Origin of the sequence: Staphylococcus caprae, from assembly GCF_003966625.1 — a bacterium.
Taxonomy (GTDB): domain Bacteria; phylum Bacillota; class Bacilli; order Staphylococcales; family Staphylococcaceae; genus Staphylococcus; species Staphylococcus caprae.
In genome coordinates, this window is record NZ_AP018587.1 from 1,356,787 (window position 1) to 1,381,854 (window position 25,068).

At 31.8% G+C, this 25,068-nt stretch carries 28 protein-coding genes; 27 read left to right on the forward strand and 1 reads right to left on the reverse strand.

Going from position 1 to position 25,068, the window contains the following annotated elements; translation table 11 throughout:
* The first annotated feature begins 19 nt into the window (after positions 1–19).
* The gene (gene recO / locus JMUB898_RS06565; RefSeq protein WP_161792489.1) at positions 20–775 is read left to right on the forward strand and encodes a DNA repair protein RecO; all 756 of its coding nucleotides are present in this window, start codon (positions 20–22) and stop codon (positions 773–775) included.
* A 133-nt stretch (positions 776–908) separates the two neighbouring features.
* Here recO and JMUB898_RS06570 read toward each other — a convergent pair whose 3' ends face one another.
* Positions 909–2,300: a glycine--tRNA ligase gene (locus JMUB898_RS06570; RefSeq protein WP_002443132.1), complete on the reverse strand. Its 1,392-nt coding sequence runs from the start codon at positions 2,298–2,300 to the stop codon at positions 909–911.
* A gap of 340 nt (positions 2,301–2,640) precedes the next feature.
* Here JMUB898_RS06570 and JMUB898_RS06575 point away from each other — a divergent pair, with 340 nt between their 5' ends.
* From JMUB898_RS06575 to JMUB898_RS06700, 26 genes are all read left to right on the forward strand, one after another.
* Entirely contained in the window at positions 2,641–3,264 is a 624-nt protein-coding gene (locus JMUB898_RS06575; protein ID WP_080981459.1) for a transcriptional regulator CcpN, read from the forward strand.
* Between the two features lie 11 nt (positions 3,265–3,275).
* Complete coding sequence (locus tag JMUB898_RS06580) at positions 3,276–4,094, forward strand: pyruvate, water dikinase regulatory protein (protein WP_002443128.1); 819 nt, start codon at positions 3,276–3,278, stop codon at positions 4,092–4,094.
* 60 nt (positions 4,095–4,154) lie between these two features.
* A complete protein-coding gene (gene dnaG / locus JMUB898_RS06585; protein ID WP_002443126.1) occupies positions 4,155–5,951 on the forward strand; it encodes a DNA primase in 1,797 nt (598 codons plus the stop codon).
* 294 nt (positions 5,952–6,245) lie between these two features.
* Positions 6,246–7,352 carry an RNA polymerase sigma factor RpoD gene (rpoD, locus tag JMUB898_RS06590; RefSeq protein WP_002443124.1) on the forward strand — a complete coding sequence of 369 codons (1,107 nt, stop codon included), beginning with the start codon at positions 6,246–6,248 and terminating at the stop codon, positions 7,350–7,352.
* Positions 7,353–7,508: 156 nt separating this feature from the next.
* Positions 7,509–8,201 (forward strand): tRNA (adenine(22)-N(1))-methyltransferase, encoded by a 693-nt coding sequence (locus JMUB898_RS06595; RefSeq protein WP_002443122.1) that lies wholly within the window; start codon positions 7,509–7,511, stop codon positions 8,199–8,201.
* Complete coding sequence (locus JMUB898_RS06600; protein WP_002443119.1) at positions 8,188–9,288, forward strand: Nif3-like dinuclear metal center hexameric protein; 1,101 nt, start codon at positions 8,188–8,190, stop codon at positions 9,286–9,288. Before JMUB898_RS06595 ends, JMUB898_RS06600 begins: the two co-directional genes overlap by 14 nt.
* Before the next feature lie 35 nt (positions 9,289–9,323).
* Complete coding sequence (locus JMUB898_RS06605) at positions 9,324–10,667, forward strand: DEAD/DEAH box helicase (RefSeq protein WP_002443117.1); 1,344 nt, start codon at positions 9,324–9,326, stop codon at positions 10,665–10,667.
* Positions 10,668–10,676: 9 nt separating this feature from the next.
* Positions 10,677–11,567, forward strand: coding sequence for a deoxyribonuclease IV (locus JMUB898_RS06610; protein WP_037541480.1), 891 nt, complete (start codon positions 10,677–10,679; stop codon positions 11,565–11,567).
* 141 nt (positions 11,568–11,708) lie between these two features.
* The gene (locus tag JMUB898_RS06615) at positions 11,709–12,515 is read left to right on the forward strand and encodes a metal ABC transporter ATP-binding protein (RefSeq protein WP_002443112.1); all 807 of its coding nucleotides are present in this window, start codon (positions 11,709–11,711) and stop codon (positions 12,513–12,515) included.
* A 25-nt stretch (positions 12,516–12,540) separates the two neighbouring features.
* On the forward strand, positions 12,541–13,404 hold the full coding sequence (locus tag JMUB898_RS06620) for a metal ABC transporter permease (protein ID WP_002443110.1): 864 nt from the start codon (positions 12,541–12,543) through the stop codon (positions 13,402–13,404).
* Entirely contained in the window at positions 13,391–13,807 is a 417-nt protein-coding gene (locus tag JMUB898_RS06625) for a Fur family transcriptional regulator (protein WP_002443108.1), read from the forward strand. The genes JMUB898_RS06620 and JMUB898_RS06625 overlap by 14 nt, the downstream gene beginning before the upstream one ends.
* 261 nt (positions 13,808–14,068) lie before the next feature.
* Positions 14,069–14,668 carry a superoxide dismutase gene (locus JMUB898_RS06630; protein ID WP_002433778.1) on the forward strand — a complete coding sequence of 200 codons (600 nt, stop codon included), beginning with the start codon at positions 14,069–14,071 and terminating at the stop codon, positions 14,666–14,668.
* Between the two features lie 120 nt (positions 14,669–14,788).
* The gene (locus JMUB898_RS06635) at positions 14,789–16,933 is read left to right on the forward strand and encodes a peptidoglycan D,D-transpeptidase FtsI family protein (protein WP_044466728.1); all 2,145 of its coding nucleotides are present in this window, start codon (positions 14,789–14,791) and stop codon (positions 16,931–16,933) included.
* A 95-nt stretch (positions 16,934–17,028) separates the two neighbouring features.
* Positions 17,029–17,178, forward strand: coding sequence for a 50S ribosomal protein L33 (gene rpmG, locus JMUB898_RS06640; protein WP_002433802.1), 150 nt, complete (start codon positions 17,029–17,031; stop codon positions 17,176–17,178).
* A gap of 129 nt (positions 17,179–17,307) precedes the next feature.
* Entirely contained in the window at positions 17,308–17,859 is a 552-nt protein-coding gene (locus tag JMUB898_RS06645) for a 5-formyltetrahydrofolate cyclo-ligase (protein ID WP_037541560.1), read from the forward strand.
* A complete protein-coding gene (locus JMUB898_RS06650; RefSeq protein ID WP_044466727.1) occupies positions 17,860–19,323 on the forward strand; it encodes a rhomboid family protein in 1,464 nt (487 codons plus the stop codon).
* Positions 19,304–19,507 (forward strand): YqgQ family protein, encoded by a 204-nt coding sequence (locus JMUB898_RS06655; protein ID WP_002443096.1) that lies wholly within the window; start codon positions 19,304–19,306, stop codon positions 19,505–19,507. Before JMUB898_RS06650 ends, JMUB898_RS06655 begins: the two co-directional genes overlap by 20 nt.
* On the forward strand, positions 19,504–20,490 hold the full coding sequence (locus JMUB898_RS06660) for an ROK family glucokinase (protein WP_002443095.1): 987 nt from the start codon (positions 19,504–19,506) through the stop codon (positions 20,488–20,490). Before JMUB898_RS06655 ends, JMUB898_RS06660 begins: the two co-directional genes overlap by 4 nt.
* Positions 20,490–20,813 (forward strand): MTH1187 family thiamine-binding protein, encoded by a 324-nt coding sequence (locus JMUB898_RS06665; RefSeq protein ID WP_002443093.1) that lies wholly within the window; start codon positions 20,490–20,492, stop codon positions 20,811–20,813. Before JMUB898_RS06660 ends, JMUB898_RS06665 begins: the two co-directional genes overlap by 1 nt.
* Positions 20,814–20,816: 3 nt before the next feature.
* A complete protein-coding gene (locus tag JMUB898_RS06670; protein WP_002443090.1) occupies positions 20,817–21,440 on the forward strand; it encodes an MBL fold metallo-hydrolase in 624 nt (207 codons plus the stop codon).
* Positions 21,441–21,494: 54 nt separating this feature from the next.
* On the forward strand, positions 21,495–22,469 hold the full coding sequence (comGA, locus tag JMUB898_RS06675) for a competence type IV pilus ATPase ComGA (RefSeq protein ID WP_002443088.1): 975 nt from the start codon (positions 21,495–21,497) through the stop codon (positions 22,467–22,469).
* Positions 22,441–23,508 (forward strand): competence type IV pilus assembly protein ComGB, encoded by a 1,068-nt coding sequence (comGB, locus tag JMUB898_RS06680; protein ID WP_049402080.1) that lies wholly within the window; start codon positions 22,441–22,443, stop codon positions 23,506–23,508. The genes comGA and comGB overlap by 29 nt, the downstream gene beginning before the upstream one ends.
* A gap of 13 nt (positions 23,509–23,521) precedes the next feature.
* Complete coding sequence (gene comGC / locus JMUB898_RS06685; protein WP_002443081.1) at positions 23,522–23,839, forward strand: competence type IV pilus major pilin ComGC; 318 nt, start codon at positions 23,522–23,524, stop codon at positions 23,837–23,839.
* A gap of 28 nt (positions 23,840–23,867) precedes the next feature.
* Positions 23,868–24,266: a competence type IV pilus minor pilin ComGD gene (gene comGD / locus JMUB898_RS12775; RefSeq protein WP_002443080.1), complete on the forward strand. Its 399-nt coding sequence runs from the start codon at positions 23,868–23,870 to the stop codon at positions 24,264–24,266.
* On the forward strand, positions 24,253–24,546 hold the full coding sequence (locus JMUB898_RS06695) for a hypothetical protein (RefSeq protein ID WP_002443078.1): 294 nt from the start codon (positions 24,253–24,255) through the stop codon (positions 24,544–24,546). The genes comGD and JMUB898_RS06695 overlap by 14 nt, the downstream gene beginning before the upstream one ends.
* Positions 24,533–24,961 (forward strand): competence type IV pilus minor pilin ComGF, encoded by a 429-nt coding sequence (locus JMUB898_RS06700; RefSeq protein WP_232018998.1) that lies wholly within the window; start codon positions 24,533–24,535, stop codon positions 24,959–24,961. Before JMUB898_RS06695 ends, JMUB898_RS06700 begins: the two co-directional genes overlap by 14 nt.
* Positions 24,962–25,068 lie beyond the last annotated feature (107 nt).

Here is a 25,068-nt window from a genome sequence, read left to right on the forward strand (position 1 = left end):
CGGTGAATGTATCATGTTAATGAAACAAAAGGGCATCATTATTAAATCGGTTGATTATGGTGAGTCTGATAAAATCATTACAATTTTAAATGAGTATGGTGCGAAAATACCTTTAATGGCTCGACGTGCGAAAAAAGTTAAATCTGGTTTACAAGCTCATACACAAATGTTTGTGTATGGCTTATTTATTTATAATAAATGGCGTGGTATGGGAACTTTAAATTCTGTCGATGTCATTAACCAGCACTATGAATTACAATTAGATTTGTATGAAAGTAGTTATGCTTCTTTATGTGCAGAAACAATTGAAAGATCAATGGAAGAAAATGAGGTATCTAAATATAATTACGAGCTTCTTCATTTTGTACTTACGAAAATAAGCGAAGGCACGTCAGCTCAGTTGATGTCTATCGTAGTTCTATTGAAATGTATGGCAAAATTTGGTTTTACTGCCTCTTTTAATCGTTGCGTCATAACAGGTAATGATGACCAATCCAAATTAATGGGCTATAGTTTCAAATTTGATGGAGCTATTTCTCAAGAAGTAGCATATCAAGACCCACACGCCTTGAAATTAACAAATCGCTCGCTTTATCTATTAGATATACTGCAAAAATTACCTATCAATAAGATGAATTCTCTGAGTATTCATCAAGAAATTTTAGACGAAATGTCAGAACTCATTATTATGCTTTACAGAGAATATGCCGGCATGTTTTTTAAAAGCCAGAAGTTAATTAACCAACTTAAAAGACTAGAAAACAATCCACACTAAACCGTTTTATTTAGAAAAGCGGCACAGTGTGGATTTTTCATGCTTAAAAAACTCTCTTATCTGCAACACAAAAGATGTGCTCGATAAGAGAGTAAATACAAAGAATGATTTATCTTTGAAATATTATTTAATTCTAAAATTTAATTTTTTCAGCTAAGAATGTTTCTAATTCTGAAATTGGCATACGTACTTGTTCCATTGAATCTCTATCACGTACAGTGACTTGATTATCTTCTAGTGAATCGAAATCAAATGTAATACAATATGGCGTACCAATTTCATCTTGACGACGATAACGTTTACCAATTGATTGTGATTCATCGAAATCAATAGAGAAGTTTTGGCTCAATTGTTCGAATATTTTAATTGCTTCACTTGATAATTTCTTACTTAAAGGTAATACTGCAGCTTTATATGGTGCTAAAGCAGGGTGGAAGTGCATAACCGTACGTGCATCTTTACTTCCTTCAACACCTTCTTCTTCATATGCATCACATAAGAAAGCTAATGTTACACGATCCGCACCTAATGAAGGCTCGATACAATATGGAACATATTTCTCGTTTGTTTCTGGATCATGATATTTGAAGTCTTCGCCTGAATGTTCACTATGTTTTTGTAAGTCGAAGTCCGTACGACTTGCGATACCCCATAGTTCTCCCCAACCAAATGGGAATCTGTATTCAATATCAGTTGTCGCATTAGAGTAGTGAGATAATTCATCTTCATCATGGTCTCTTAAACGCATATTTTCTTCATTAATATTTAAATCTTTTAACCATTGACTTGCAAATGTTTTCCAGAAGTTTTGCCATTCAATTTCTTCACCAGGTTTACAGAAGAATTCAAGTTCCATTTGTTCGAATTCTCTTGTTCTGAAAATGAAGTTACCAGGTGTAATCTCATTACGGAATGATTTACCAATTTGGCCAATACCAAAAGGCAATTTCTTACGCATTGAACGTTGAACATTTTTATAGTTAACGAAGATACCCTGTGCTGTCTCAGGACGTAAGAATAATTCATTTGTAGAATCTTCAGTAACACCTTGGAATGTTTTGAACATTAAGTTGAATTGACGAATATCAGTCCAATTCGCTGTACCACTTACTGGACAAACAATTCCTTCATCATCAATGATTTTCTTCATTTCATCAAAACTTAATCCATCAGCAATGAAATTTTCGTCGCCTTTTTCTTTTTGCATGTAATCTTCAATTAATTTATCTGCACGATAACGAATTTTACTGTCTTTATTATCAATCATCGGATCATTAAAGTTACCTAAGTGACCTGATGCCTCCCAAGTTTTAGGATTCATTAAGATAGCAGCGTCAATACCCACATTATAAGGTGATTGAGTAATAAATTTTTGCCACCATGCTTTTTTAATATTATTTTTAAGTTCCACACCTAGAGGACCGTAATCCCAAGTATTTGATAAACCACCATAGATGTCACTTCCTGGGAAGACAAAACCTCTATGTTTCGCTAGTTGAACAATTGTTTCCATATCTTTTACCATAAAAACTCTCCTTACACATAAAAACGCCCCAAGACAATATACATATCAAATATGTCATATTATCTTGGGACGAGTTTAAAAGTATTTTTAGTCATTTGTACATGATATACAAATGTTTACTTACATTTAACCCGCGGTTCCACCCAAATTAGTGTAGACACTCGCTTTTATTTCATTCATTTAGTCATGCGCCAATTTATCAATGTTAAGCTCACACCATCCTTAACTCGCTTCAACATTATTCTAATTGAAAGATTTTTTAATAGCAAGTATTTCTATGTATTTGTAGCAATTTATAATAAAAGTTATAATAAGAAGTATTCAAGAGGGGTGAGGACCTATAGAACTTAGTAAAAGACAGGAACAAATTATTGATATCGTCAAAACCAAAGGACCTATCACGGGTGAACAGATTGCTGAAAAGCTCAATCTCACTCGCGCTACTTTACGTCCTGACTTAGCAATACTGACAATGTCAGGTTTTATTGAAGCAAGACCTAGAGTCGGTTATTACTATTCGGGCAAATCTAAAAATAAAATTATTAATGAACAACTAAGACAATACGTGGTTAAAGATTATATGTCTCAACCTGTAATTTTAAAAGAGGAAATGTCTGTTTATGATGCAATTTGTACAATCTTTTTAGAAGATGCAGGTACATTATTTATCACAAATAAAGACAATGATTTCATTGGCGTTTGTTCAAGAAAGGATTTACTCAGGGCATCAATGATTGGCGAAGATATACATACAATGCCGATAAGCGTAAATATGACTCGAATGCCTCATATTACATTTCTTGAAGAAAGCGAGCTCGTCATTTATGCTGCCAATCAAATGATTGAAAAAGAAATTGACGCACTCCCCATTGTTAGAAAAAAAGACAATGACAAATATGAAGTCACTGGTCGAATTTCTAAAACAACGATAACTAAATTATTCGTATCATTATTTAAAGAATAGGTGGTAAATACATGGATAATATAAAGATAATTGTAGCCTCAGATTCGATAGGAGAAACAGCAGAATTAGTTGCTAGAGCAGGTGTTTCCCAGTTTAATCCTAAACAATGTAAACATGAATTCCTTCGCTATCCTTACATTGAATCTTTTGAGAATGTTGATGAGGTGATTCAAGTTGCGCGTGATACAGGCGCTATCATTGTTTACACATTAGTTAAACCAGAAATAAAGAAATATATGCTTGCCAAAGTAGAAGAATTTTCTTTGAAATCAGTTGATATCATGGGACCATTAATGGATTTATTATCAGAGTCAATTGATGAAACGCCTTATTACGAACCAGGTATCGTACATCGACTAGATGACGCTTACTTTAAGAAGATTGACGCAATTGAGTTTGCAGTTAAATATGATGACGGTAAAGATCCTAAAGGTTTACCTAAGGCAGATATTGTACTGTTAGGTATTTCAAGAACTTCTAAAACACCGCTATCTCAATATTTGGCACATAAAAGTTATAAAGTGATGAACATTCCAATTGTTCCTGAAGTCACACCTCCAGATGCGTTATTTGAAATAGATACATCTAAATGTATTGCTTTAAAAATTAGTGAAGAAAAGCTTAATCGTATCCGTAAAGAAAGATTAAAACAACTAGGTTTAGGAGATACTGCTAGATATGCGACAGAAGCACGTATTCAAGAAGAATTAGATTACTTTGATGAGCTCGTTTCTAAAGTAGGTTGCCCTGTGATTGATGTCACAGATAAAGCTATTGAAGAAACAGCAAATGATATTATATATTTAATTGAAGAAAGTAAATCGAAATGATTTCATTTTCCTAGTAAAAAAGATATAATGATATGACTAATACTTAATAGGTGATTCCCTTTGCGTATAGATCAATCGGTCATTAATGAAATTAAAGATAAGACAGACATTTTAGATTTAGTAAGTGAATATGTAAAACTTGAAAAAAGAGGGCGCAATTACATTGGTTTGTGTCCTTTTCATGATGAAAAGACACCTTCTTTCACAGTTTCTGAGGATAAACAAATATGTCATTGCTTCGGTTGTAAAAAGGGTGGCAATGTTTTCCAATTTACGCAAGAAATTAAAGATATACCATTTGTAGAAGCAGTTAAAGAGTTGGGTGAACGTGTCAATATACAAGTTGATATTGGCAACACACAACAGAATCAAGAATCTCAAATGGCCTCAGATGATCTGAAAATGATTGAGATGCATGAGCTTATTCAAGAATATTACCATTATGCTCTAATGAAGACTGTAGAAGGCGAAGAAGCATTAAATTATTTAAGAGAACGTGGGTTTACTGATGAATTAATTAAAGAAAGAGAGATTGGGTTCGCTCCAGATAACTCACACTTTTGTCATGACTTTCTAGAGAAAAAGGGTTATGATATAGAACTTGCTTATGAAGCTGGTTTGTTATCTCGTAACGAAGAGAATTTCAGTTATTATGATAGATTCAGAAATAGAATCATGTTCCCTTTAAAAAATGCCCAAGGACGAATTGTTGGTTATTCAGGAAGAACATATACTGGACAAGAACCTAAATATTTAAATAGTCCAGAAACGCCTATCTTTCAAAAACGAAGACTCTTATATAATTTAGATAAAGCCCGTAAATCAATACGAAAAAATGATGAAATTATTCTACTCGAAGGATTTATGGATGTTATTAAGTCAGATTATGCCGGTTTAAAACAAGTTGTAGCAAGCATGGGGACACAATTGTCTCAAGAACATGTTACATTTCTTAAGAAATTAACACATAATATCACATTAATGTTTGATGGAGATTTCGCCGGTAAAGAGGCTACTTTGAAAACTGGACAAACGCTTTTACAACAAGGTTTAAATGTGTATGTCGTTCAATTACCTTCTGGAATGGATCCAGATGAATATATTGGAAAATATGGTAATGACACATTTTTAAATTTTGTTCAAAAAGATAAAAAATCATTCGTTTTATTTAAAGTTCAAACACATCAAGATGAAATCAATAATAATGACTTAGCTTACGAAAGATATTTTAAAGAAACGACGAATGACATTTCACTTGTCCAATCAACAATACTTCGAAATAAACTCATACACGATGTGGCTGACATTTTCAAAATAAATCCAGAAACCATTCAACATGAAGTAGGCGTAAATGCAACGCCACAAGCACCACCAGCGGATTACGGTACTTATGGTCCTTCATCACAGGCACATACTCAATTATTTAATCGTTTATCGAAGCATGAGAAAGCAGAAAGGGCACTGCTTAAACATTTTATGAAAGATAAAGATACATTCTTAAATTACTATCAAAAGATTAGTAGTGATGACTTTACAAATAAATATTTTAAGAGTATATTTAATATTTTGCATGACTATTTTTCAGAACAAGATTATTATAGTATAAGTGACGTAATGCAATATATTGAATCTAATGATTTAAGAGAGGCTTTCATTGAACTAGAACAATATAATCTTAATGATGAACCTTATGAAAATGAAATAGAGGACTACATTCACATTATTAATAGCAATAGTGGCGAAGAGTCAATTGAAGCATTGAATCATAAATTAAGAGAAGCATCTCGTATAGGTGATGTAGAATTGCAAAAATACTATTTACAACTTATCGTAAATAAGAATAAAAGTAGAATGTAAATATAGTGAAATTGAAAAGCGTAATAATATAAAAGCGATACAATAATGAAAACATTCACACATTCTAAACAATGGTTACTAATAAGGTTGAGTGGGTAGTAAAACTATGTCACAATTTTTAAATGTATGATTGATTTTTAATTAAAATCTTGATGAAGTGCCTATATAAAATATTAAAATGGCTTAATTGAAAGTGATTAATTCAATATTTACAATATACAAATCATATTTAATTGATATAATATATAGTTATTGAAAGATTATCAGTATTTATTAAAATCGGGAGGCCTTTTCATGTCTGATAACCAAGTGAAAATTAAAAAACAAACAATTGATCCGACTTTAACATTAGAAGATGTTAAAAAACAATTAATTGATAAGGGTAAAAAAGAAGGTCATTTAAGCCATGAAGAAATTGCTGAAAAACTACAGAATTTCGAAATGGATTCTGATCAAATGGATGATTTCTTCGATCAACTTAATGATAATGATATTACTCTTGTTAATGAAAAAGATAGCTCCGATACAGATGAAAAATTAAACCCCAATGATTTAAGTGCCCCTCCTGGTGTCAAAATTAATGACCCAGTCCGTATGTACCTTAAAGAGATTGGTAGAGTCAATCTGTTAAGTGCTCAAGAAGAAATTGAATTAGCTAAGAAAATTGAACAAGGTGATGAAATCGCAAAATCACGATTAGCTGAAGCCAACCTACGTCTAGTTGTTAGTATTGCTAAAAGATATGTAGGTAGAGGTATGTTATTCCTAGATTTAATCCAAGAGGGTAACATGGGCTTAATTAAAGCTGTTGAAAAATTCGACTTTAGTAAAGGGTTTAAATTTTCAACATATGCAACTTGGTGGATTAGACAGGCAATTACAAGAGCGATTGCTGACCAAGCACGTACAATCCGTATTCCTGTCCATATGGTTGAAACGATTAATAAATTAATACGTGTTCAACGTCAATTATTACAAGATTTAGGTCGTGACCCTGCACCAGAAGAAATTGGTGAAGAAATGGATTTACCACCTGAAAAAGTACGTGAAATCTTAAAAATTGCGCAAGAACCAGTTTCTCTTGAAACACCTATTGGCGAAGAAGATGACAGCCACTTAGGAGATTTCATTGAAGACCAAGAAGCACAAAGTCCTTCAGACCATGCCGCATATGAATTATTAAAAGAACAACTTGAAGATGTGCTTGATACGTTAACTGATAGAGAAGAAAACGTGTTGCGTTTAAGATTTGGCTTAGACGATGGACGTACAAGAACACTTGAAGAGGTTGGTAAGGTATTTGGTGTTACACGTGAACGTATTCGTCAAATTGAAGCTAAAGCTTTAAGAAAACTAAGACATCCTAGTCGTAGTAAGAGACTTAAAGATTTCATGGATTAAAATAATAAAGTTGGGCAAGTGTCTATGAATGAATAAACATCGTTTTCTACCTCGCCCAATCGAATCATCACACTTGAAAGGGTGGGATAATGAATTCAATTTTCAGTATACTGAATTCAATCCCACTCTTTTTTAATACATATGAGGAGTTTAAACATGATTAATTTAAATCAACGATTATTGCGTGTGTGCTCATTTTTAAAGCAAGGAACACTAGCTGATATTGGTTCAGATCACGCTTATTTACCTATCTATGCAATACAAAACAAGATATGTACAAGTGCAATTGCTGGTGAGGTCATTAAAGGACCGTATAAGGCTGCGGTGAATAATGTCGCTGAAAATGACTTAAATGAATCAATCGACGTCCGCTTAGGTGACGGTTTAGCCGTTATCAATCATGCTGATAACATTGATAATATAACGATTTGCGGCATGGGTGGACCTCTTATTGCTTCAATTTTAAAAGAAGGGCAAGAAAAATTAACATATCATCCAAGGCTTATCTTACAAAGTAATATTCAAACACAAGTCTTGAGAAATGTCTTAACGTCACTGAATTATGAAATTATAGATGAGGTCATTCTTGAGGAAAAAGGGCATATTTATGAAATTGTAGTAGCAGAATTTAATCAATCTTTGAAACCACTCTCTATAAAAGAATCAAAATTCGGCCCATATTTATTAAAGGAAAAGAATGATTATTTCTATAAAAAGTGGAATAGAGAACTCGAAGCACTCTATCATATTAAGTCACAATTGAATTCATCAACACATCATGAGAGACTTAAAGAAATTGAAAGTGAAATTAATCTCATACAAGAGGTGTTAGATAATGAAATTGAGTAAACTCATATCTATTTTAGATACACATGTACCATTTTCCACAGCGGAATCATGGGATAATGTCGGATTACTAATCGGCGATGAAAACCAACAAGTCAATGGTATATTAACCGCCTTAGATTGTACTGAAGACGTCGTCAATCAAGCGATAGACAAAAATATAAATACCATCATTGCACATCATCCACTTATCTTCAAAGGGATTAAAAATATCGTTCAAACTGGTTACGGCAAGATTATACGCAAACTAATTCAAAACGATATTAACCTTATCGCAATGCATACAAATTTAGATGTAAATCCAAATGGCGTAAATAAGATGCTAGCAGACACGCTTGGTTTAAATAATATTAAACTAATTAACCAACAAAATACGACGTATTATAAGGTTCAAACTTTTATCCCTAAAGAAAATGTCGAAAACTTTAAAGACCAACTCAATCAACTCGGCTTAGCTAAAGAAGGAAACTATGAATACTGTTTCTTTGAAAGCGCAGGAAAGGGACAATTTAAACCTGTTGGAGAAGCCAATCCTTATCTCGGTCAACTCGATAGTATAGAATATGTAGATGAGATTAAACTCGAATTTATGATTTCTGAAAATGAAAAACAAATCACCGAACAGGCAATTATAAATTATCATCCTTATGAAACGCCCGTATATGATTTTATTAAACTGCAGAAACGAAGCGATTATGGTTTAGGTATCATAGGTGAACTTCCACATACGATGACTTTAGATGAGTTTTCTAGTTACACTAAAGAGCAATTAAATATTAATAGTTTAAGATATACGGGTCATCCTGATGCAGTCATTAACAAAGTTGCCATGATAGGCGGTTCAGGAATTGGTTTTGAATATGAAGCGCAAAAATTGGGTGCTGATGTATTTGTAACTGGAGATATTAAACATCACGACGCATTAGATGCTAAAATACAAGGTGTTAATTTATTAGATATTAACCACTATAGCGAATTTGTAATGAAGCAAGGCTTAAAATCGTTGCTAGAAGACTGGCTATTTGAGTATAAAGATGAGTTACCTATCGAAGCCTCAGATATTAACACCGATCCATTCACTTATAAATAATATATTGCTTATTAGACTTTAAAGGAGGCCATATCATGGCAAAACATCCATTTGAGCATTTTAATTTAGACGAAAGTTTAATTAAAGCGGTTCAAGACCTTAATTTTGAAAAACCTACAGAAATACAAAATAGAATAATCCCTAGAATATTGAAAGGTACTAACTTGATTGGTCAATCACAAACAGGTACAGGAAAGTCACATTCTTTCTTATTACCTTTAATGCAAAAGATTGATGTAGATGTTCAAGAACCACAAGCCATTGTCGTTGCACCAACACGAGAACTCGCTCAACAATTATTTCAAGCGGCTAGTCATCTGAGTCAATTCAAACAAGATGTAAGTGTTAAATTGTTTATCGGCGGTACTGATATCGAAAAAGATAAACAACGTTGTAATAGACAACCCCAATTAATTATTGGTACACCTACACGTATTAATGATCTTGCACAAGGCGGATATCTTCATGCGCACCTTGCCAGCAATTTAATTGTGGACGAAGCTGACTTAATGATTGATTTAGGTTTAATTGAAGATGTAGATTATATCGCAGCAAGATTAGATGACGAGGCTCACATTGCAGTATTTAGTGCAACTATTCCTAAATCATTGCAACCATTTTTAAATAAATATTTAAGTCAACCTGAATTCGTTGAGGTTGATAGTAAGTCTCAAAATAAGAAAAACATTGAATTTTATCTTATACCTACAAAAGGTACTGCCAAAATCGATAAAACGTTAAGTCTTATCGATATGTTAAATCCGTATTTATGTATCATTTTCTGTAATAGTAGAGAAAATGCAAACGAACTTGCAAATTCTTTAAATAATGAAGGTATTAAAGTTGGTATGATTCACGGGGGCTTAACACCTAGAGAACGTAAACAACAAATGAAGCGTATTAGAAACTTAGACTTCCAATACGTGATTGCAAGTGATCTTGCTTCAAGAGGTATCGATATCGAAGGCGTGAGTCACGTAATTAACTTTGATGTACCAAATGATATTGATTTCTTTACACATCGTGTAGGACGAACAGGACGGGGTAATTATAAAGGAGTAGCAATTACGCTTTATAGTCCTGATGAAGAGCATAATATTTCATTAATCGAAGATAAAGGCTATCATTTTGAAAATGTAGACATTAAAAATGGCGAACTAAAACCGATTAAAGCACATGATACAAGACGAACAAGACAACGCAAAGATGACCATCTAACAAACGAAGTTAAACATAAAGTTCGAAGTAAATCGAAAAGAAAAGTTAAACCAGGTTATAAGAAAAAGTTTAAGCAAGAAGTAGAAAAAATGAAACGTCAAGAGAGAAAACTTTATAGTAAAAGACAAAATAGACAAAAACGTAAAAATAATAAAGGATAGGTGAATGACATGTTATTAGGTTCTCATGTTTCAATGAGTGGTAAAAAGATGTTACAAGGCTCTGCGGAAGAAGCCCATAAATTCGGTGAATCTACATTTATGATATATACTGGAGCTCCTCAGAATACGAGAAGAAAAAGCATCGAAGATTTAAATATAGAAAAAGGACATGAGGCCATGAAAGAATATGGTTTATCTAATATTATTGTTCATGCACCCTATATTATTAACATCGCTAATACGACGAAACCTGAAGTATTCAACTTAGGTGTAGATTTTTTACAGAATGAAATTGAACGTACGCAAGCGATTGGTGCAAAAGATATTGTACTACATCCTGGCTCTCATGTAGGCGCTGGTGCAGACGTAGGTATTAAAAAGATTATCGAAGGTCTTAATGAAGTCTTAACACACGATAATGATGTGCGAATTGCACTTGAGACAATGGCCGGTAAAGGCTCAGAAGTAGGTCGCTCATTCGAGGAAATCGCTCAAATAATTGATGGCGTGACACATAATGATCGTTTATCAATTTGTTTTGACACATGCCATACACATGATGCTGGTTATAATGTCAAAGAAGACTTCGATGGTGTATTGAATGAATTTGATAAAATCATAGGCGTAGACCGTATTAAAGTTGTACATGTGAATGACAGTAAAAATGAAATAGGCGCACATAAAGACCGTCATGAAAATATTGGCTTTGGTCATATTGGCTTCGACGCTTTAAACTATGTTGTCCACCATGATGCATTTAAAGATATTCCTAAAATTTTAGAAACACCTTATGTTGGTGAAGATAAGAAAAATAAAAAACCACCTTATAAATTTGAAATCGAAATGTTAAAAGCACAAAAATTTGATTCAGATCTTAAAAATAAAATTTTAAATCAATAAATAGCTTTTTCCTAATACAGGAAACACCCGACGGAGCGAGATAATGAAATCATACCATTTGATAAATGATTTCAATCTCGCTTCTTTTATTTAGTCGTAAACATTACTATTTACATAACATTTGCAAAGCTGTATAGTTATATGCGAGGTGAAAACATGACGACGCCAGTTTTCGAATTACGAAATATAGATTATTATTTCGACAATAAGCATGTATTAGAAAATATAAATATTAAAATTAACAAAGGAGAATTTCTTGCCATCGTTGGTCCAAATGGTGCTGGAAAGTCAACTTTACTTAAAATCATTTTAGGGCTGTTACCTTTACAAAAAGGAGAAATATTTGTTGAGGGTCATTTGTATAAAGGCAACAAATCATCTTTAAAAATTAGTTATGTTTCCCAAAAAGCAACAGCATTTAATGCAGGTTTTCCAGCAAGTGTAAAAGAAGTTGTATTAAGTGGTTTAACTAAGACAAAGAAACTTTTCCAGAAATTTAATAAAAGTGATAATAAAAAAGTGGAAGATGTATTAAAACGATTAAACATTTCTCACTTAATCAATAAAAATATTGCCGAATTATCAGGAGGCCAACAGCAACGTGTATTAATTGCTAGGGCACTGATTTCAAATCCGAGTGTATTAGTTTTAGACGAGCCAACCAATGGTATTGATGCGAAACATGTGAACGAGTTTTACGAAACATTAGATAGGCTCAAAAAAGAAGGTATCACGATTATTCTGGTGACACATGATATTGGAGTAGTTGCAGATACAGCTACGGAGGTTGCATGTCTGAACAAACATCTTCATTTTCATGGCACAACAGAAGATTTTAAATCATTAGATGAAGTAGAAATATCTAAAATCTATGGTCATCCAATTCAATTCGTTGATCATCAACATAACAGAGCGTGTTGCAATAACGATGAGGAAAAAAGCTCATGAAATTAAATATTAAGGAGTGTAACTTGTGATAGACGCGTTATTAAATTTTGATTTTATGAGGTACTCTCTGATTAGCGGCATTTTAATAGGGTTTATCGCACCTTTAATAGGTGCTTTTATAGTTGTAAGAAGGTTATCACTTATAGCTGATGCTCTCAGTCATGTCACTTTAGGGGGTATTTCATTTGGAATGTTTATACTCACAGTAATACCAGCTTTGTCTCTCATTAACCCAATGTGGTTCGGGATACTTTTTGCGGTTATTGGAGCACTTTTAATTGAAAAGTTAAGAACATCGTTTTCAAATTATCAAGAAATAGCGATTCCTATTATAATGAGTGCCGGTATTGCGCTAAGTGCGATCTTTATTTCATTAGCAGATGGTTTCAATCAAGAGATAGTGGGACTTCTATTTGGCTCTATTAGTGCTGTTAATTTAAGTGATTTAACTACAATAATCGTTATTACAATCATCGTCGTGCTATTTATTACATTATTTTATAAAGAGTTGTTCATACTATCATTTGATGAAGAATATAGTAAGGTTATTGGTATACCTAAATGGATTCAATTCTTATTTATTATTATTGTAGCTATGGTGATTTCAGCTTCAATGAGAGTTGTAGGGATATTGTTAGTAAGTGCATTGATTACACTTCCGATTGCCATCTCTATGCGTTTAACTAAAGGGTTTAAACAGCTCATTGCACTCAGTGTTGTCCTTGGTGAATCAGCAGTCATATTAGGTTTAGTTTTAGCATTTTATATGAACATTTCACCTGGTGGTGTTATTGTAGTATTATTAGTAATTATGCTGATGATAACAATGATTTACCAAAAGTTAAAAGTTAAGTTCAAAAAGGGAGCAATTTCAAATGAATACAAATGATGCTATTAAAATTTTAAAAGATAATGGACTTAAATATACAGATAAGCGTAAAGATATGTTGGATATATTTGTAGAAGAAGACAAATATCTAAATGCCAAACATATTCAACAAAAAATGGATAAAGACTATCCAGGCATTTCTTTCGATACAGTTTATCGAAACCTCCACCTATTTAAAGATTTAGGTATTATCGAAAGTACTGAATTAGAAGGTGAAATGAAATTTAGAATTGCTTGTACCAATCACCACCATCATCACTTTATTTGTGAACAGTGTGGAGACACAAAGGTGATAGACTTTTGTCCAATTGAGCAAATCAAACAATTTTTACCTAACGTTGCGATACACACACATAAATTAGAAGTTTATGGTGTATGCGAAACATGTCAACGTAAAGCATAATTTCTAACCATCAACTATTTAAGTTGATGGTTTTATTTTTAAAAGATTACATCATCAAAACATAGGCCGATAGTCTGAATTATTAATAAAAGATTAATTTTTAAGTATTTCTATGTTTAAATTTCACAGATTTGAGATATATTAAAGATGTAATAAAAATAATTGGTAGTTAGAATTGAATGTGTTGTAAGCATATTCATTGTTGCTATAAAAGCTACTTGTTATGATTATTGTACAGACAATTTAGGAGGATGATTATTTATGGCTTTTGAATTACCAAAATTACCTTATGCATATGATGCATTAGAACCACACATCGATAAACAAACTATGGAGATTCATCACGACAAACACCATAACACATATGTAACTAAATTAAACTCAGCAGTTGAAGGAACAGATTTAGAAGCTAAATCAATCGAAGAAATTGTTGCAAATTTAGATAGCGTACCTTCTGATATTCAAACAGCAGTACGTAACAATGGTGGCGGTCACTTAAACCACTCATTATTCTGGGAATTATTATCACCTAATTCTGAAGAAAAAGGTGAAGTTGTAGACAAAATCAAAGAACAATGGGGCTCTTTAGATGAATTCAAAAAAGAATTCGCTGACAAAGCAGCAGCTCGTTTCGGTTCAGGTTGGGCTTGGTTAGTAGTAAACAACGGTCAATTAGAAATCGTAACTACACCAAACCAAGATAACCCATTAACTGAAGGTAAAACACCAATCTTAGGTTTAGATGTTTGGGAACACGCTTATTACCTTAAATATCAAAACAAACGTCCAGATTATATCAGTGCATTCTGGAATGTTGTTAACTGGGAAAAAGTTGACGAATTATATAAAGCAGCAAAATAATTTTGCTACAAGATTGACGGTCTCAATTGAGAGACCGTTATTTTTTTGTCAAAATGATAGAAAAATAATCTAATATCATATATCATTTGTATGAGACACGTTGAATAGAGGTAGGTTGTTTTGCTGAAAAGATTAAAAGAAAAATCAAATGATGAAAAAACCAGAAACACCATGAACAAGAGGATTAATTTTGTATTTGGATTTATAGTATTAATCTTCGCAATTCTAGTGTTACGGTTAGGTTATTTGCAAATAGCACAAGGATCACATTACAAACAATTAATTAAGAACGATGAAAACATAACAGTTAACGAATCAGTACCAAGAGGGCGCATTTTAGATAGAAATGGTAAAGTCCTTGTTGATAATGCTTCAAAGATGTCAATTACATATACACGAAACAGAAAGACAACACAACAAGAAATGCTTGATACAGCTAAAAAATTATCTGGTCTCATTAAGATGGACACGGATAAAATTACAGAGCGCGACAAAAAAGATTTCTGGGTTCAAATCCATCCGGAACAAGCAAAACGTTTAATGAAAAAAGAGCAGTCATTATTAGAGAATGGTAGCATTACTCAAGAACAATATGACAATCAACAAAGAGATAAAATTGGTAAAAAACAATTAGATGAATTAAGTAAAAAAGATTTACAAATTCTAGCTATTTATCGTGAGATGAATGCTGGTTCTACGTTAGATCCTCAAACCATTAAAAATGATGGGGTAACTGAAAAAGAATACGCTGCTGTATCTCAACAACTTTCAAAGTTACCTGGAGTAAACACATCTATGGACTGGGATAGAAAATATCCATACGGAGATACTTTAAGAGGTATATTCGGAGGCGTTTCAACTTCTTCAGAAGGTATTCCAAAAGAATTGACAGAACAATATCTTTCTAAAGGCTATTCAAGAAACGACAGAGTAGGTAAATCTTATTTAGAATATCAATATGAAGATGTTCTTAAAGGCACTAAAAAACAAATGAAATATACTACGGATAAATCTGGTAAAGTCATCAACTCTGAAGTCGTCAACCCAGGAAAAAGGGGTCATGATTTACAATTAACCATTGATATTGACTTACAGAAGAAAGTTGAATCTCTATTGGAAAAAGAAATTTCCACGTTGAGAAGTCAAGGCGCCAAAGATATGGATAATGCGCTCATAGTAGTACAAAATCCTAAAAACGGTGACATTCTTGCGATAGCTGGTAAGCAAATTGACAAGCAAGGTAAACTTAAAGACTTTGATATTGGAAACTTCACTGCACAATATGCAGTTGGTTCATCTGTCAAAGGTGGCACGCTATTAGCTGGTTACCAAAATCATGCCATTAAAGTAGGAGAAACAATGGTCGATGAACCATTACACTTCCAAGGCGGTCTAACTAAACGATCTTACTTTAACAAAGATGGTCGAGTGACAATTAATGATAAGCAAGCACTTATGCATTCTTCTAACGTCTTTATGTTTAAGACAGCATTAAAATTAGCAGGTGACCCTTATTATTCTGGTATGCCATTACCTAATGACATTGCAACGGCAGGTCAAAAGTTACGAAAAGGACTAAATCAAGTTGGTCTCGGAGTTAAAACAGGTGTAGATTTACCAAATGAAACACCAGGTCAAATCGAACCACTAACAAATAATCCTGGTAACTACTTAGATTTATCTATCGGACAATATGATACGTATACACCATTGCAGTTGTCACAATACGTTTCAACAATTGCAAATAATGGTTATAGAATCCAACCGCACATAGGTTTAGCGATTCACGAATCAACGAATAAGGATGAATTAGGTCCTTTAAAACGTAAAATTAAAGGCAATGTTCTTAATAGAGTGAATAACTCTGAAAATGAAATCAAAGAAGTTCAAGATGGATTCAAAATGGCGTTTAATGAAAAAGATGGTACAGGATATGCCAGCTTTAGAAATACTGTCGTACCATCAGCAGGTAAAACGGGTACAGCTGAGGTATTCCAAAATGGTGAACCAAGAGTTAACTCTACTTATATTGGTTACGCACCTATTAATGATCCAAAACTTTCATTCTCAATCGTCTATACCAATCAACCCGTCCCACCACCTTGGTTAAATGGTGGAGATTTAGGAAGAGACGTTATTAACTATTACTTTAGGGATAGAGAGAAAAAAGATAACAACGATTCCAATAAATCATCGCAAACTAAAAGCGATCAACAAAATAATGATTCAGACTCAGATAGTAATTCTGACGATGATGAGGAATAAGTTTATACGTAATATCAAAAAATTATTCTTTGCAATTACATTTGTAATTGGTATAATGATAAGGTCGTATTTAGAAAAGGTAAGGAGGAATAATCATGCGCGTAAACGTTACATTAGCTTGTACTGAATGTGGAGATAGAAACTATATCTCAACTAAAAACAAACGAAACAATCCTGAACGTATTGAAATGAAAAAATACTGTGCACGTGATAATAAACAAACTTTACACCGTGAAACTAAATAATTAATTTAGCTAACTACCCACAAAATCTTCATTTTGTGGGTAGTTTTTATATACTCGAATACATAGCAACTTAATGACATCATTATGGATAAACGTTATAATATGAATTGAACAAAGTGGGTGAAAATGTTGGGTAAAAAACATATACGTCAAGCAACAATTGAAAAACTAAAAAGTTTTAACAAAGATAAAAAAGCTGTTGCAGACCTATGGTTAGCAAATGAGTTATTTAATACGAAAGCTTATCAAGATGCTGAAAGCATAGGATTTGTTTTATCGATGACTCACGAGGTCGATACCTATCAAATAATCGAAACGGCTATTAAACAAAATAAAAAAGTTTACGTTCCAGAAACAAATTATAAAGAGGGATTGATGACTTTTAAACGTCTATTATCTCTAAATGAAATCGAAAAAGATGATAAAGGTATTTATCATTCTATTTCAGATTCTGAACTTACTAACTATATGGATTTATTAGTAGTACCTGGTGTAGCTTTTGAAAAAAGTGGATATCGAATTGGCTATGGTGGGGGCTATTACGATAAATTTTTAAACCAATACAAAACGCAAACTGTTAGCTTGCTATATGATTTTCAACTTACTACATTTGACAAAGAATCATTCGATCAACCTGTAGATCAATTAATTATTTATAACAATGATGTAGTGGAGGAATAAATGAATATTGAGAAACTTTATTGGAAGACCTTATATTACTGGATTAGATATCTAAACTACGATGTAATAAGTCGAGATAAAGATGATGCAGAAATTTGGTTGGTACATAAACGCAAACAATCAGTAGTTATTTTTAGAAAAGATGTAAGTACGACTCAAGAAGTTAGATTTGATAAATCTAGGATTCTAGACCATCAAGATGATTTAGCGCAAAAGATTGGGTTTAAACCAAGTTCTTACAATTTTTATTACTTTACTGATAGGGAATTTTCTGAAGAAAAAATAAGCGAAAATGATCCTATAAAACTCAACTTCTTTATAATCAAAAATGAAGAAGATATAAAACAAATCACTCCAAATTTCGTCATCCATAAAATGCTTATCAATAACAATGATAAAAAGACTTATTCTCACTATAGACGAAAAGTATTAACAAATAATCCTTTAGATAAACACATGCATAGATTCACACCTGCAACTTACCTTTTGATTATTATAAATGTTGTTATCTGGCTATGTATGATTTTATATCTTAATAGATTTTCTGATGTTAAATTATTAGATGTTGGTGGACTTGTACATTTTAATGTCGTTCATGGAGAATGGTATCGTTTAATCACTTCCATGTTTTTACATTTTAATTTTGAACATATTTTAATGAATATGCTTTCTCTATTTATTTTTGGGAAAATTGTTGAATCCATTGTGGGTTCATGGAGAATGTTAATCATTTACTTTATTTCAGGGTTGTTTGGTAATTTTGTATCACTTTCTTTTAACACATCAACAATTTCCGTTGGTGCTAGTGGTGCAATTTTTGGATTAATTGGAGCTATTTTTGCAATAATGTATTTAAGTAAAACCTTCGATAAAAAAGTTATTGGTCAATTACTCATTGCATTGGTTATCCTAGTTGGTCTGTCGCTTTTCATGTCTAATATCAATATTATGGCTCATTTAGGCGGCTTTATCGGTGGATTATTAATCACACTGATTGGATATTATTTTAAAAATAATCGTCAGTTGTTTTGGATATTTTTAATAATTTTATTAACTATTTTTGTTGCTTTGCAAATTAGGATATTTACGATTAAAGAAGATAATATTTATGACAAACTCATAAAAGATCAAATGTTAGCTGGCAACTATAGCGAAGCTAAAAGTGTGGTTACTCAAACTTTAAATAAAAAATATGCTGACGATGAAACATATTATTTAAGCGGACTAATCACAGCGACTGAAAGTTCACAATCAGAAGCGATAGCAGAATGGGAAAGAGGTTTAAAAAGTTATCCCAATTCAGGCATACTCAATTATGAATTAGCAATAGCTAATCGCTCTCTTAGTGATAATAAGAAAGCATTAAAATATGTGAAAAAGGCAGTAAAAAGCGACCCTAGTAATACTAACTACAAAAACTTACAAAAAGAGTTGAGTGAATCTAGTGACTCGAAAGATAAATAATTTTTATGATGTTTTACAGTTACTTAAGAAATATGGTTTCATCATTTATTTTAAAGATCCTGAGGATATGCATGAAATGATGTTACAAGAAATAAAGTCTTTATATAACTATCAGTTATTATCTAAAGATGAATATCTAAAATGTATTTTGATAATTAATCAGAGAAGGAATGAACATAAATGACAAATATTATTTTAGCGGCCGACATCGGTGGTACTACTTGTAAATTGGGAATTTTCGATACACAACTAGAACAATTACATAAATGGTCAATTCATACAGATACTAGCGATCATACTGGTGAATTATTATTAAAAAACATTTATGATTCTTTTGTTCAAAAAGTACAAGAGTTTAATTTCAATTTTGAAGATGTTCAGGGTGTAGGAATTGGTGTACCTGGACCTGTTAACTTTGAAACCGGTGTTGTAAATGGTGCTGTAAATTTACATTGGCCTGGAAATGTAAATGTGAGAGAGGTTTTCCAAAAATATGTAGACTGCCCCGTTTATGTGGATAATGATGCAAATGTTGCCGCTTTAGGTGAAAAGCATAAAGGTGCCGGCGAGGGTGCTGATGATGTTGTTGCAATTACTTTAGGAACTGGTCTTGGTGGTGGTATCATATCTAATGGAGAGATTGTTCACGGTCATAATGGATCAGGCGCTGAAATCGGTCATATGAGAGCAGACTTCGATCAACGCTTTAAATGTAATTGTGGAAAATCGGGATGTATTGAAACAGTAGCTTCTGCAACTGGTGTCGTTAATTTAGTGAATTTCTATTATCCTAAACTTACTTTTAAATCATCAATTTTACAATTAATTAAGGATAATAATGTTACTGCTAAAGCTGTTTTTGATGCCGCTAAAGCAGGAGATCAATTCTGTATATTTATCACTGAAAAGGTAGCTAATTACATTGGTTATTTATGCAGTATTATTAGTGTTACAAGCAATCCTAAATACATTGTCTTAGGTGGTGGCATGTCTACTGCAGGACCGATTTTAATTGAAAATATCAAAACAGAATATAACAATCTAACATTTACTCCAGCTCAATTTGAAACCGAAATCGTTCAAGCAAAACTCGGAAATGATGCAGGTATCACTGGAGCTGCGGGGTTAATTAAGACTTATGTTCTAGATAAAGAAGGTGTAAAATAATGGCAATCGTAGACGTTGTAGTTATTCCAGTCGGCACAGAAGGACCAAGTGTAAGTAAATACATCGCAGAAATACAAACTAAACTGAAAGAATTTAAAGAACAAGGTAAAATTGATTATCAACTTACACCAATGAACACGCTTATAGAAGGTGACTTAAAAGATTTATTCGAAGTCATTCAAGCAATTCATGAATTACCTTTTGATAAAGGTTTAGACAGAGTTTGTACGAATATACGTATCGACGACCGTCGTGATAAATCTAGAAAAATGAATGATAAACTTAAATCTGTTCAAAAACATTTAGATAATAGTGGTGAATAAATAATGAGAATTTCCAATTTAACTCTTGGTTTAGTGGATACAAATACGTATTTCATTGAAAATGATGATAGCGTTATTTTAATAGATCCTTCAAGTGAAAGTGATAAAATTATTAAAAAATTAAACCAGATAAATAAACCTTTAAAGGCTGTGCTACTTACACATGCACATTATGATCATATCGGTGCATTGGACGATATAGTTACAAAATATGATGTACCTGTATATATGCATGAAGACGAGTTTGATTTTTTACAGGATCCGGAGAAAAACGGTGCTTCTAAATTCAAACAATATGGTATGCCACAAGTAGTTAGCAATGCGAAACCTTTAAGTATTAATGAAGGGCCTGCCGAAATTAAAGGTTTTAAATTTAATGTATTGCACACACCAGGACATTCACCAGGAAGTTTATCATATGTGTTTGATGAATTTGCTGTAGTAGGCGACACTTTATTTAATAATGGTATTGGACGCACAGATCTTTATAAAGGAGATTACGAAACTTTAGTCGACTCTATTAAAGATAAATTATTTGAATTAGAAGGCGACCTCCCATTATTCCCAGGTCATGGTCCTTATACTACAGTGGATGACGAACAATTAAATCCATTTTTAAATGGATAAATCAATAAAGTAATTTTTACACCTCCTACGTTGTTATATGTAGGAGGTGTTTTTATGAAAATGTTATTTCAAGAAATTGTAAATCATGCCATCAATAACAATGTCAGTGATATTCATTTTATTCCAAGTGAGCATCATACACTCATCAAACTTAGAATCAACGATCAATTGATTAATTATGATACGTTAGCTCATCCTATCTATAGTAAATTACTTATCTATATGAAGTTTAAATCAGGATTAGATGTCTCTAGCCAACAAGTTGCTCAAAGCGGAAGATATATTTATAAATTAAAGAATATATATTATCTTAGGATTTCTACGCTTCCGCTATCATTAGGAAATGAAAGTTGTGTCATCAGAATCGTTCCTCAATATTTTCAACAAAAAAGAGAGTCTTACGAATTCAATGATTTTAAACACTTAATGAATAAAAAACAAGGATTGTTGCTATTCAGTGGACCCACAGGTTCAGGAAAGAGTACATTGATGTATCAAATGGTCATGCATGCACATAAAAATCTGAATTTAAATGTTATTTCTATTGAAGACCCGGTTGAGCAATTACTAGATGGTATCACTCAAATATCAGTTAACGAAAAAGCAGGTATTAATTATGCTAATTCATTTAAAGCTATATTAAGATGTGATCCTGATGTCATTTTAATAGGAGAAATTAGAGATGCATACGTAGCAAAGTGCGTCATTCAAGCTAGTTTAAGTGGTCACTTAGTATTAACTACATTACATGCAAATGATTGTAAAGGAGCCTTACTCAGACTGCTAGAGATGGGAGCAACTGTACAAGAGTTATGTCAATCTATTAGTTTAATATCTAATCAAAGGTTAATTACAACGACTGCAAAGTCACGACAATTAGTATGTGAAGTGATGCACCAAAATCAAGTCAATTATTTCTTTGAACATAACCACGCATTACCTAAGACTTTCACAAATTTGTCCACACATCTAAGTAATATGTCTAAGGAAGGTATTATCTGTGAAGAGATTGTCGACAAATATATTTAAATTTAAAAAGCGAAAAAATCTTACCGAGCCTCAGTTAATTGAATTACTTCAACGACTTAATCAATTATTACAAAATGGCTTTACTTTATTTGAAAGTTTCAGCTTTCTAAATTTACACTTCCCTTATAAAAATAAAACGATAGGTCAAAATATCATTGAATCATTACAAACAGGCGCAACATGTTATGAAATTTTAAAAATAATAGGCTATCCTGAAATTATTCTTAATCAAATTAAATTCGCAGAACAATATGGAAAACTTGAGAATGTGATAACAGATTCAATTGATTATATGAAGAGGAATTATAAAGCTAAAAAAGCACTCATTAAAACCATACAATATCCCATAGTATTAATTAGCATCTTCCTAGTGATGCTTATCGTTTTGAATATGACAGTTATTCCACAGTTCCAACAATTATATTCTACGATGAATGTAGAATTATCTACCTTTCAAAATATACTTACTTTTATCATAACGAAACTTCCAAATTTTTTATTTCTATTTCTAATGTTATCAATGATCATTTACTTTTCATTCATCACACTTTTAAATAAATTACCCATTGATAAAAAAATAGATTACATCCTCAAAATTCCAATTTTAAACTCTTATTACAAAATATATAGAACTTATCAATTTTCCAATGAACTTTCATTATTCTATAAAAACGGTGTTAGTCTTCAAAGCATCGTCTTTATCTATCAAAATGAACAAAACAACGAATTCTTTAAATACTTGGGAAGTCAATTATTAGAAGGAGCTGATAACGGAAGAACACTTCCGCTTATATTAAAAAATTTAAAGTGCTTTAAAAATGATTTAATAAAATTTATCGAGCAAGGAGAAAAAAGTGGAAAGTTAGATATAGAGCTTAAATTATATAGTCAAATGCTATTGCAACATTTTGAAGATAAAGTCATAAAACAAACAAAATTGATCCAACCAGTTATTTTCTTTATTTTAGGCTTGTTTATTGTGTCTTTATATCTCGTCATCATGCTACCTATGTTTGAACTTATGCAAACGATTAAGTAAAGGAGAAGTCATTATGAACTTATTAAAAAAATTTAAAAAATCCAAAGCTTTTACACTTATTGAAATGTTACTAGTACTTTTAATTATCAGTTTATTACTGATTTTAATAATCCCTAATATTGCTAAGCAAACAGCACATATACAATCTACTGGTTGCGATGCACAAGTTAAAATGGTAAATAGTCAAATTGAAGCATATGCATTGAAACATAATCGTAACCCGAGTAACATACAAGAATTAATTTCCGACGGTTTCATTAAAGAAGGACAGAAAAATTGCAAATCAGGGCAAACAATTAGTATAGCTAACGGTGAAGCAGTTGCGAATTAGTAAAATAAACGCCTTCACACTTATAGAAATGATTTTTATATTATTTATTATAAGTATATTAACAGTCACGACTTTATGGTCTAGAAGCCTTATCAACTTACAAATAGTTAATGAAGAATACGAAATTAAACACTTCATTACAAAACTTAATTATTTTAAATCTAAAGCAATAAGTTCAAATCGTTCTATCGCTTTAGTATTTACTAATAATTCTAATATCATTCGGGTTGTCGAAGAAAAAGGCAACAAATATAAGTTTAATATTCCACACGGCAAAATAGTAAATATAGCGAAAATTAAAACCTTAAATTTTAATAAAGATGGTAACATAAACCATTTTGGCTCACTTATTATTACCATGAATCAACATACTTACAAAATAATTTTACACATTGAAAAGGGACGTATAAGATATGTTCAAATTTAAACTTAAAGCATCTTTATTACTAGATGGTTTACTTGCCTTTTTTATTATAGGAATTATCACACTCATTTTTGTGCCATCGCTTTCCTCATTTAATCAAACTTATCAACTCAATTTAAAAACCTTAGAAATTAAAAGAATCATACTCACTAGCATTTCTCATTTCAACGAAAATCAACTCAAACAAGGAATCGTGATAGAACAATATGAAATTCAATTATCTCATGACAAAATTTGTGGTAAAGATAAAGAATTTAAGATCGAAACTTGTGTCTCACTATAAAACACCTGCTTTTACTTTTATCGAATTACTCTTTACCTTGTCTTTAGTACTTCTTAGCTTTTCATTATTACCAACTCTCATACATCTTACTTCCCATTATCTGAATTTAGCGCAAGACAATGACGATATAGAGTTTGAATTCTTTTCTCGAGATATATTGAAAGAAGCGCAACAATATAACAATCATATTAGCATTGAAGATTCATCGAAATTAATTATTCGAGGTAAGGAAGAAGAGATTAGATATATATTTAACCACAATAAAATTTATAAAAACATTAACCATAAAGGAAACATTACGCTATTGAATAATGTCGTTTCTAGCAAAATCATAAAAACGAACAATAAAACAATAAAAATAGAATTAAAGATAGGGGATACGAACAATAAGAAAGACAAAACCATCATTTTATAAACAAAAAGCGTTCATTAGCTTATATTTAATAGTAATTTTTTCATTTTATTTATCAATTATATCTTTTTATATGACTCAATATGGTTTAAAATTAAAGACAATACATA